Below are 12,717 nucleotides of genomic sequence, written 5' to 3'. Positions count from 1 at the left end.
TACAGTGAATTAAAGAACTGAAAATTCGGAATTGAAAAGCCAGTTATTGATTGTTAAATAAAGTTCTAGGTCTTCATTTATTATCACTAGTAACATTTTTAAATCCTTTTTCTAAAAAAAGATTAGATGCAACTTCAAGAATCAATTTGTAAGTATGTTTGAGGGGTTTTATTACTGCCATTTGCTTTCCTCCTTAGTTTAGATGCATGTTGTATGTCATGTTGTATGTATTTATACCATGCGGTTAAAAGCTCAGTCAATAACATTAGAATATGTAAATTTTAAAGGACAAAAACATACATTTAAGGGACAAAAATATTGAAAACATAAAAAAATATGCATACTTACATATATAGGTAGAATAGGGAATTTATTATACAAAAATCATTATTTGGTTTTAAATTTAATTATTTTTGAAGAGGGGAAAAGAATGAAAACTTTAATGTCAGAAGTACAAAAAAGGTTATTTGTTATCGATCAATCACAAAATGAAAATATTACTTACAATGTGCCGATGATTTTAAAATCTGATGGGAAAATAGATATCATTAAATTGAAAAGGTCGTTAAATGATTTAATTCAAAGACACGAAATTTTGAGAACATCATTTGAATTTGAAAATGGTCAGTACTATCAAGTTATTGATAATCCCTATGAAATTTCTATTGAAGAAAGTTCTATTTGTTCCAAATTAGATTTTGAAATTGAATCATTTATTAGACCTTTTAATTTATCTAGCAGTAAATTGTTTAGAGTCAAAGTACTTCATATGAATGAATGTGACTACCTACTATTGGATTTTCATCATATTATTTTTGATGGTGGTTCAATGAGACCTTTCTTCAATGAATTATCACAACTATATAAAGGTGAAACATTAAAAAAACAAACAATACAGTACCGAAATTATACGCTGTGGAAAAACAGTCAAAATGAATTAAGGCATGAAAAGTTTTGGACTGATAAATTTTCAGATGGAGCACCGGTATTAAATTTATATACAGATTATACTAGGGGACAGAATAAATCATATAAAGGGAAAGAGTTAAAAACCATTTTAGATACTAAAATCTATTCTTCGATAAAGAGATTTTGCAAAGAAAACAAAATTAGTGAGTATTCTTTCTTTTTAGGTGCTTACTATATTCTCTTGAACAAAAATTCTTTACAAAAGGAAATAGTAGTTGGTACTCCAACAGCAGGAAGAAATCATCCTGAAACTCAAAATATGATTGGTATGTTTGTAAATACATTGGCTTTAAAAATGGAGATTGAAGAGGGCGTATCTCTTATTGATTTTTTAAAACAAGTTCATAAGAATTGCTTAGAGAGTTTTGAACATCAAGAATATCCATTTGAAAAATTATATGAAAAAATTCCATTTGAGTCTGATAGTTCAAGAAACCCAATTTTCGATACTATGCTTGTGCTGCAAAATAATGAAATGCCTGAATATATTTTGGGTGATTTAAAATTAGAAATGCTCGATATTAAAAATACAGTTTCAAAATTTGATTTAACCTTATCTATAGAAGATTTAACCGAAGAATATAAATTATCGTGGGAATACTGCGTTGAATTATTTAAAAATTCTACTATTTCGAGGTATTCAGAACAATACATTCAAATTATTAAAGAATTAATTCTATATCCTTCTAAAAAATTAAACGACATTAATGTAACGAATACAAAAGAATTGGAGTTATTAGAGAAAGTCTTTAATAATCCAAAAAATTCTTTAGACAGTAAAGAAACAATAATCGATGTATTTTCAAAAATTGTTGAGAAGTATCCAAATAAAGTAGCAGTGAAATATTGTGAAGAAGAGATTACTTATCAAGAACTAGACATGAAATCAAGTATTGTTCGTAATAAATTGCATGATATTGGAACGAAAAAAGAGGAAATAATTGGATTGGTTACAGATAAATCAATTGAAATGATTATTGGGATGCTAGGGATTCTAAAAGCGGGAGCAGCTTATCTGCCTATTGATCCAACCCATGCAACAAAAAGAGTAAATTATATGTTAAAGGATAGTTCTGTTAAGACTCTAATTCTAGGACCTATTCATTCATCAAATGTAAAAGTGGAAGAACTTGAAATGATACAAGAAATAATTAATTTAAAAAATTTAAGAGACGAAGGAGTAGAAGAGAATCAAAAGATAAAATGTAATCAAAATAATCTTGCTTATGTAATTTATACTTCCGGAACGACTGGAAATCCTAAAGGAGTAATGATTGAACATAAGGGAGTTGTTAACTTAGCTAAGGCACAAGCTGAAATTGGCGGATATAATCCTGAAGACGTTGTTTTACAATATTTTAATTATATATTTGATGGCTCTGTTTCAGAAATATTTTCAGCTTTACTAAATGGATGTACATTAGAGGTAATTTCTGAATCAATACGATTAGAACCAAGAGAGCTTATTAAAGTTTTAGTTAATAAACATTTTCAAGTTATCCCCTCTATGTTTAGGACAATGATTGATTTTGCAGTTGATAATAATATGGTAGAAGAACTATTTAAGTTTAAGAAACTCTATTTAGCAGGCGAAGTGTTATCGCTAGATTTGGTGGGAAAAATAAAAAGTTTAAGTAAAGAAAAAATAAAAGATATCTATAATTTATATGGGCCGACAGAAAATACAGTATGTGCAACGGGTTATAATCTTGGCTCACTTAAAAATGAAAATAGTATCCCAATTGGAAAACCGGTTACTGGAACGAAAGTTTTAATAATTCAAAATAATCAAAGGTGCGGAGTCGGTTTAGTAGGTGAAATCTGTTTATCTGGTATCGGGATTGCTCGTGGATACTTGAATCTAGGTACTATGACAAATGAAAAATTTATTCTAAATCCGTTTGATTCTAAAGAAATTTTATATAAAACTGGTGATTTGGGAAGATGGAATGAGAATGGAGATATTGAATACCTTGGAAGAATTGATGATCAAGTAAAATTTAGGGGTTTTAGAATTGAATTAGGTGAAATAGAACAAAAATTAAGGAAAATAGAACATATTTTAGATGCTATTGTTATGATTAACAATGATACTGGTAATGAATATTTGGCAGCTTATTTATTGCTAAAGGAAGAAATATTAATAGATCAGATAAACGATGTTTTATCAGAAAGTTTACCAGACTATATGATTCCTAGTTTCTATTTAGTAGTAGATAACTATCCGCTAACAGGGAGTGGGAAAATTGATAAAAAAGCTTTATCAATGCTGGGTAATTTATCAACAGTTCGAGATGATGCAGTGGAAGAAAAATATGATTTGACTCAAATATTAGTTAAAGAAATTTATACAAATGTTTTACGTGTAGAACGAATCAGATTAGATGATAATTTCTTTAATTTGGGAGGAAATTCATTAAAAGCTATTCAAGTAGTAAATTCAATAGAAACAAGTTTCAATATTAAATTCAACATAAAAGATGTTTTAGAACTGAAAACTATTAGAAAAATTAGTGAAAAAATTGAAGATGTATTAAAAGGAAATGTTGATACTTCATATGAAATGGAAAATATGTTAATTGGTGAAGCGGAGGAGCTATAGAAATGGTAAAAAAATATAGGATGAGCTCTGCTCAAAAAAGATTATTTGCAATTGATCAATCGCAAGATGTCGGAACTTCATATAATATGCCTGTAATGATGAGCTTTGAGGGGAAAATAGAAAAAGATAAGTTACAACATGCAATTAAAGGCCTTTCCGAAAAATATGAACTATTGAGAACCAATTTTGCTATCCATAATAATGAGTTTGTTCAGATTGTTAGTGACTCACAATTAGTTACATTAGATTACTGTAGCATTAAAAAAATAGAAGATATAGAAAGCTATTATGCAGATTTTATTCGACCGTTTGATTTAACAAGCGGTCCTTTGATGAGAATTCAGTTGATTGAAGAATTCGATGGAATGACTTATTTAATGATTGATATTCATCATATAATCGCTGATGGTGAATCAATTGGACTAATTTGGAGGGACTTATCGAAAGCATATGCAGGTGAAGAATTAGAAAGACCTAAAATTCAATATAAAGATTTTAGCGCCTGGGAAAATAAGCTTGATTTAACAAAACAAAAGGAATTTTGGATAAATGAATTTATGGAAGAAGTTCCAACAGTTGAATTAGTTACTGATTTCCCGAGAAAAAATAAACAAAGTTACAATGGAAAAGTAAAAATCAAATATCTTAATAAGGTATTAAATCCTAAAATCGCTAAGTTTTGTTCAGAGAATAGTTCAACTGAGTTTATCTTTTTTTTAGCAGTGTTCAATATCCTTTTGAGCAAATATGCTAGACAGAAAGATATTATTATTGGATCACCATTTTCAGGAAGAATTAATGCTCAGTTACAGAATATGCTAGGAATGTTCGTCAATACTCTTCCTATTAAGACAGTAGTTGAGAGCAACGAAAATTTCTTGAATTATTTAGAACAAGTAAAAGAAAAGTGCTTTTCTATCTATGAAAATCAAAATTACCCTTTTGAAAATTTATTATCAGACCTTGATTTAACTAGGGATTCTTCTAGAAATCCGATATTTGATATTATGTTTGCTCAAGAGAGTGCTTCTGAAACGATTTACCTCGATGAATTTGAGGCAAAAATAATGAATCCAGAAATAGTTACTGCAAAATTTGATTTATCTTTAACTATGATATCAAAAAATGATGGGTATACAGTGGGATGGGAATATTGTACAGATCTATTTAAAGAAGAAACAATTGAGATTATGGCTGAGCACTATGAAACATTGTTAGAGAACGTTTTGAATAATCCTGGTTCGTTAATTAGTGAACTAAGCATGATTAACAGGGTTGAAGAAAAATTAATTTTAGAAGAATTTAATAAAACAGAAGCTTATTATCCTAAAGAGAAAACAATAATACAATTATTTGAAGAACAAGCGATGCAAAACCCTAATGGTGTAGCTGTAGTTTTTGAAGGGGAAAATTATTCTTATAAGGATATTAATGGTCAAGCTAATGCTATTGGTGCAAAATTGAGGAATTTAGGTATAAAACCGGATGACATAGTAGGTTTAATAAGTGAAAGCTCAGTGGAAATGATTGTCGGAATATTAGGGATATTAAAATCTGGAGCTGCTTATATGCCAATTGATCCGAAGCATCCTATAGATAGGGTTAGCTATATGGTTCAAAATAGTGAGGCAAAGGTAATTTTATTTGGCCAAGGAGGAAACAGAACGCTAAATAAATTACTTGTTGAGTTTAATGAGTTAGAAACAATTGATTTATGTAGTGATAAAACTGAAATTAGTATTAATTTACCTCTTTTATCAAGGCCAAATAATTTAGCTTATATCATTTTTACTTCAGGCTCTACTGGTACCCCTAAGGGAGTAATGGTAGAGAACCAGGGTGTGGTGAATGTTAGTTATTGGCAAATTTTAAATGGAGAGATTGATAATAAAACTAGAGTTATACAAAATTATAATTATATATTTGATGCTTCTGTTTCTGAAATTTTTCCTACCTTAATAGCAGGGGGAACTTTATTAATGTTATCGGAAGAGGATAAAAAGAACCCTGGTAAGTATTTGGAATTATTGGTTAATTCGCAACTTTGTTGTGTCCCTTCAATGTTTAGAGAAATTTTAGAGTATGCAAAAGCACATAATTTAATTGATAAATTAATACAATTTGACAAATTGTATTTAGCTGCAGAAGCATTACCAATAGAATTACTAAAAGACTATATGAATAGTACTGGTAGGAATTTAGATCAGGTCTACAATATTTATGGACCAACTGAAACAACAGATTCTGCTATTTGTTATGATTTTTCAGGCATGAATAACGTAGAGAAAGTATTGATTGGTAAACCAATATCCAATTTAAAATTATATGTTTTAAATGAGAATCAGCTATGCGGAATTGGGGTTCCTGGAGAGTTGTGTATTAGTGGTGATGGGATGACTCGGGGGTATTTAAATAGACCGGATTTGACAGAAGAAAAATTTGTAGAAAATCCATATCTTCCTGGACGAAAGATGTATCGAACAGGTGATTTAGCGAGATGGACGCCAGATGGAAATATTGATTATCTTGGTCGAATAGATGAACAAGTAAAAATTAGAGGTTTCCGTATTGAATTGGGTGAAATTGAAAGTAAACTAAGAGCACTACCTGAAGTGTCAGACGCTGTAGTGTTGGTGAAAGAAAATAATGGATCGAAGATCATTTGCGGGTACATTATTACAGAGTCTTCTGTAGAGCCTGCTTATTTAAAAGAAGAACTAAGTCAAAACTTACCAGAATATATGATACCTGCATGCTTTGTTCAGTTGGAAGAATTTCCACGAACTCGAACAGGTAAATTAGATCGTAAAGCTTTGCCAGACCCTAGTTTTACAGACCTAGAAGAATATATTGAACCTAGAAATGAGAGAGAAGAAGCTATTGTACAAGTTTTTCAAGATGTGTTAAATATTGATGGATTAATCGGAATCGATGCGAATTTCTTTTCATTAGGTGGAGACTCTATTAAGGCCATCCGAATTATTTCGAAGTTAAGAGAAAAAGGATATAGCTTAAAAGTTCCAGATATTATGGACAAAAAAACACCTCGAAGAATCGCACAAAGCGTTCAAGTGAAAGAGGAAGTGCTAGAGATTGACCAATCGGAAGTTATAGGAGAAGTTCCACTGATTCCAATTCAAAAAGCGTTTATGGCTCACAAAGGAATGGACAAGCATCATTTTAACCAATCCGTTTTCTTACAAATCCCTACGGGATTAGCGCTTCTACCTTTGAAGCAAGCGTTAAGATCGCTGACCATTCATCATGATATGTTAAGAGCTACTTATAGAGATGGGAAACAAATCATTCTATCTGTAGCGGATAGTGAATTTGTAGCGGTAGAAAGCTATGATTACACCGCATTCCCATTGGAAAAAGCGTATGCCATGGTTGATGAACAGTCTACTAAAATTCAAGCTAGTATGGATTTGGAAAACGGTCCGCTTTTAAGAGCTGGAGTCTTTCAGCTACAAGATGGTGATTATCTTCTATTAAGTATTCATCATTTAGTGGTAGATGGAGTTTCTTGGAGAATCTTGATAGAGGATCTTAAAGTAGCCTATGAAGCTGCTAAAAATGGAAAGGAGATTCAGTTACCTCCTAAAACTCACTCCTTCAAGGAGTGGGGCTTGGCACTGCAATCTTATCGCGAAAGCTCTCAATTACAGTCTGAAGTGAATTATTGGAAGACTGTTGAGTCTAAGGTGAATATAGGAAAATTGTTATTACCTGTAAAAGAAGAGGGATTATACTTAGAGCCTCAAAAAGTAACAATGTCCTTATCTAAAAAAGAGACTGAGAACCTACTACAAAAAGCCGGCACAGCTTATTCAACTGAAATTAATGATTTATTATTAACGGCAGTTGGTCGTGCGGTGAACAAGATCACAGGTCAAACTTCTTTAGCCATTCATATGGAAGGGCATGGGCGTGAAGCAATTATGGATTCTATGGTCATTGATCGTACTGTCGGTTGGTTTACTAGTACGTATCCAGTTGTCTTAGAGGAACTTGGCGATTCTATTGGAATGGATATTAGTAAGACGAAAGAAACTTTACGGAGAATTCCTCATCATGGAATCGGTTATGGCATTCTTAATGAATTGGGAGAGACTGTTCTTGAAGGAGTGGAACCTGATTTAACTTTTAATTATCTTGGAGAGTTTCAATTTAGTCAATCTGGAGAAGATTTTTCAGAGAGCAGTCTTTCACATGGAAGAGATGTTTCAGAAAAGGATACTTTCCATACCAAATTATCTTTAGATGGTGCAATCTCAGATAAAAAATTAAGTGTAGTTTTAAGCTTCAATGGTTCAGAGTACGTAAAGGAGGAGATGGATGTTTTCATCCAAGCAATTAAAGATGAATTATTAGAAGTAATTCAACATTGTTTGGAACAAAAAGAAACGATCCGAACACCTTTTGACCTTGGGGAAGAAAATTGGTCACTTGAAGAATATAACAATGTTGTTCAAAAATACGCGGAAAAGGGATATGAGGTTGATCGCATTATCCCGATGACAGGGATGCAAGAGGGAATGTTGTATCACAAATTGTTAAATGAAGAGTCAAGTGAGTATGTTGTTCAAAGTGTGTATTCTGTTAGTGGCTTACATTCTGTCGAGCATTTGAAAATGAGTTTGGATTTATTAAAAGAAAAGCACGGCGTGCTTGAAACGAGTATTGCTTATCAGAATGTAAGTGAGCCAAGACAAGTGATGTTAAAGGGAAGAGATATTGAATTTAATGAAATAGATCTTTCACAGTCAAAAAATCAAGAAAAGGAAAGAGAAGCCTTCTTAAAAGAGGATGTTCGAAGAGGTTTTGATTTAGAAAACGATAGTTTAATTCGTGTAGCTTTCATTCACTTAGAAAATGAATCGCCTCAATTAGTAATTAGCTTCCATCATATTATAATGGATGGCTGGTGTACTTCAATTTTGATGAATGATCTGATCCAGTTCTATTCTCAATTGGAGTCAGAGGTACAAAAAAATACAATTCATGAGAATTTATCATCTAGATATGATTATGAGAGTTATATTCGATTAACGCAAAAAAATGACAAAATAGCCGCGCGAAACTATTGGACAGAATTATTAGAGAACTATGACAATGAGTCTATAATCAAAGGATCTATAGAAAACAATTCAATTGATGGAGAAATTCAAGTACATGAAGTGCATTTAAGTATAGAAGACACCCAAAAAATTGAAGAATTATGTCAATTTGAAAGTTTAACATTAAATACTTTTGTAGAAGCTGCATGGGGAATATTATTGCAACATTACACAAATCAAAATGATGTTGTATATGGGAAAATTGTATCAGGTAGAAATATTGATATACCTGGTATCGAAGATATGGTTGGGTTGTTTATTAATACAATTCCAATTAGAGTTGAAACAAAAAACAAAGAGACCTTTTTAAGTATGCTATCAAGGCTACAAAAACAAGCCATTAAAAGTAGTGAATTTGATTATTGTTCGTTAGCAGAAATACAATCGCAATGTACAAATTTAGAGAATGATTTAGTTCACACAGTAATTGCTTTCGAAAATTATTACACTCAAGAAAGTTCACAAGAAACATCGCTTAAATTGGAATTATTAAGCGGTAGAGAAGAGACTAATTATCCTTTAACTGTAGCAGCTTATAAAGATGAAGCTTTAAAGTTTGGTTTCATGTACCAAACAGATAAGTTCACAGAAAATGATATTATTTCAATTTCTAATCATTTCGTAACAATTATCAAAGAAGCAATCACTAAAAATGACATTTTAATTGATGAAATTGATTTTATTGATGAAGAAGAAAAGAATCTGGTGATTAATAGCTTTAATAATACTACGATGAATTTTGCTAATTCTAAATTAATTGTAGAATTATTTGAAGATGTAGTGAAGAATAATCCCGATAAAGTAGCTTTAAAATTTAAAAACGAACTCGTTACTTATAAAGAGTTGAATAATTGGGCTAATTGTATTGGCTATAGTTTAAGAAATTCCGGGGTAGGTAAAAATGATGTAGTGGCATTTGTGACAGAAAAATGTAATGCAATGGTGGCTGGTATATTAGGAATATTGAAATCGGGGGCAACATATTTACCTATTGATGCATCTCATCCAAATGAACGTGTGAATTATATGCTTGATAATGCGTCAGTTAATGTAATATTGCAAGGTTCCGGAAAAACATTGAGTTCAGAAGTTTTAAATAAATATAAATCGATTACTATAGATGATATTAGTGTTGAAAGTATCCCAAACTTACCACATATAAATGATATAGAAGATTTAGCTTATATCATTTATACTTCCGGGACAACTGGGAATCCTAAAGGTGTAAAAATTAATAATAGGAATGTACTAAATTTAGTAGAATGGCAGAAAAATAATGCGGAGTTTAATAATAAAACGGTTGTCTTACAGTATTTTAACTATATATTTGACGGATCTGTTTGGGAAATATTCCCGGCCTTATTATCAGGTGTTACCTTAGAAATTGTGCCCGAAGAGTACAGAAATGAACCTTCATCTTTAATTAATATGTTCAAAGATCGCCAATTGACAATAGTACCGTCTCTTTTTATAGCATTAATGGATTATGCAATTGAAAATAATATGATAGAACAATTTAATTCATTCGATAAATTATTTCTAGCAGGCGAAAGTCTTCCTTTAGATGTGATAAGAAAATATCAAAATATTTCTAATGGAAAGATTGATGATGTATTTAACGTATACGGTCCAACAGAAACAACAGTTTGTTCAACTTACTATAGATTTAATTCAAAAGAAAAAATCAAAGAAGTATTAATTGGTAAGCCTATCGGTAACACAAAGTTATATATTTTGAAAGGGAATAAACTATGTGGTGTTGGGATTGAAGGAGAGCTTTGTATTGCAGGTGAAGGTGTTAGTGAAGGATATGTCAATCAACCTGAACTTACAGAAGAAAAGTTTGTTGAGAATCCGTATAACCCTGAAGAACGTATTTATAGAACCGGAGATTTAGCGAGATGGACTTCAGATGGGAATATTGAGTATCTCGGTCGAATTGATGAGCAAGTAAAAATTCGGGGTTATCGAATTGAGCTTAGTGAAATTGAAGGAAATCTCAGATTAATTAATGGTGTGAAAGATGCAATCGTGATACCTAAGATGATTAATAACAATCATGAATTATGTGCATATATTTTAAGTGAACAAACAATTGATTTTGATTACATTCGTAAAAGTTTAGAGAGAGATTTACCTGACTATATGGTCCCGCACTATATGATGACAGTAACAGAATTCACGAAAACCAAGTCAGGGAAGGTTGATAAAAAAGCATTGCCAGTTCCTAAATTGATCGTACAGAACAAGTATGAAGAACCTAGAAATAGTATCGAACAGGTAGTGGTTGATATATTCAAAGAAGTTCTAGAGGTTTCTGAAAGAATAAGCGTTACTGATAGTTTCTTTGATTATGGTGGTGACTCACTAAAAGCTATTAAAGTTATTTCAATGCTTAGGAAAAAAGGTTATGACTGCAACATTAGAGAGATAATGGATAGAAAATCAGCGCGAAAAATCAGTGAATTCTTTGGAAATGAAAAATTATTACTTACAAAAGAAACAAAAGTAAATGTAAATTTCAATTTAGATGAATATATCTCACAAAATTATGGAACATATATTCATAGTAAAGAAAAAGTCGTTTTGGTTGATAAAGTTAAATACCGTATTCTGTTTGTGGAAAATATTACCTTAAATTTAAAGAACAGAGTTTTAGAGGTGATAAACTTGAATATGGAGCCGGAAGTTTTTCCTAATTATATTCTAGATATGAAAGACTATGAAAAAATTAAGGACAATATGTCAAGGTCGGAATTTAAAATGACTCTTTCTGATAATGAGATTAGCGAAAATATTATTAGGCATAAGAAATTTGATAGAGACAGCTTACAAAAACTAATTGACATGGATAAAATTGATTTTTATTCGCCATCTCCAATACAGGAGTATCTTTTAACATTTCCTTATTCAATTATTCAAGATGAATTTACTATTCGAGGAGCCTATCATGCTGAAGATTTCATTGAAGCTACAAAGTATTTGATCAAAGAGCATGGTTCATTAAGAAGTGTATTGCTAAAAACTAATGGATTAAATCTAATAGGTGAAATTTCAAGTGATGAAATTCAAGGTATTGAATATGTTGATTTGAGATACAGTTCTTTAGAAACGTATGATCAAACAATGAAAAAAATTAAGTCTATTGATCATTATAAAAATATGAATGAATGGGATGTATTAAGTAATATTTTTATTGTTCATGAAGATGAAGTTACATTTAGTATCCATATTTCATCACATCATAGTGTTTGGGACAAGGCAAGTTCATTGATCTTAAAAAATGAACTTATCGAAATACTTGAGAATGGAATAAAACCTAATATTTCTAGAAGTAGGTATGCTGATTATGCACAACTTTCTAATCAATTAGTAGAAAATGAGGATCAAGAACTAACTAAATTTATTTCAGAGTATGAGAATTCATTGATAACTTATTCTCGTTTAAATTATCAAAATAAAATTGTTCGTGCAGAACTTGCTGTTGTAAAAATTCCAGAAGAGATATTAACTAATTTTGATGAAGAAATATGGGGTCTAATAGAAAGGATATTAGATGTAATAGTCTTTGAAAATAAACTTACTAATGGAAGTGATGTAGTTCCATTGCAATTCGTGCAAGAAGAACGAAGCAGTATTGACCATAAGTTTATGAATCAAACTGGACCTATAATTGATATGCTTCCATTAATGAAAAAGTCAAATTTCTCAATACTAGACCAAATTAATCAAGTTAAGGTAATGAAAAAAGTTTTTGGTTTAAATTGGCTCAATATCTTTAGAGAAAACTTTAAATTGATGGACGGAGTTTTGTTAATTAATTATTTAGGTCTCTATGAAATGAATTACAAAGAATATATTGAAGACATAAGTTCTGATAATTATGAAGCAGCAAGAGAGATAACTTTCAGTAAATATGAAGATAAATTAATAGTTCGTTACCCAGTATTTGAGAACTGTAATAAAAATATCAAAGATCTTTTACAGGAAAAAGTTAACCCATATTTACAAATTAACTAAACTGAA

Annotated in this window: 2 protein-coding genes; both read left to right on the top strand. The window is 30.7% G+C overall.

Going from position 1 to position 12,717, the window contains the following annotated elements; genetic code table 11:
• Window positions 1–430 precede the first annotated feature (430 nt).
• Window positions 431–3,571, top strand: a complete 3,141-nt coding sequence (locus AB1279_RS15400; RefSeq protein ID WP_429759715.1) for a non-ribosomal peptide synthetase — start codon at window positions 431–433, stop codon at window positions 3,569–3,571.
• 2 nt (window positions 3,572–3,573) lie between these two features.
• Window positions 3,574–12,711 (top strand): amino acid adenylation domain-containing protein, encoded by a 9,138-nt coding sequence (locus AB1279_RS15395; protein WP_429759713.1) that lies wholly within the window; start codon window positions 3,574–3,576, stop codon window positions 12,709–12,711.
• Window positions 12,712–12,717 lie beyond the last annotated feature (6 nt).

The sequence above is a fragment of the Bacillus sp. S14(2024) genome (assembly GCF_050473785.1).
In the GTDB taxonomy this organism is placed as follows: Bacteria; Bacillota; Bacilli; order Bacillales; family Bacillaceae_G; genus Bacillus_A; species Bacillus_A yunxiaonensis.
Note: the sequence above shows the minus strand (reverse complement) of the source record. Positions and strands in the feature narration are given on the sequence as shown.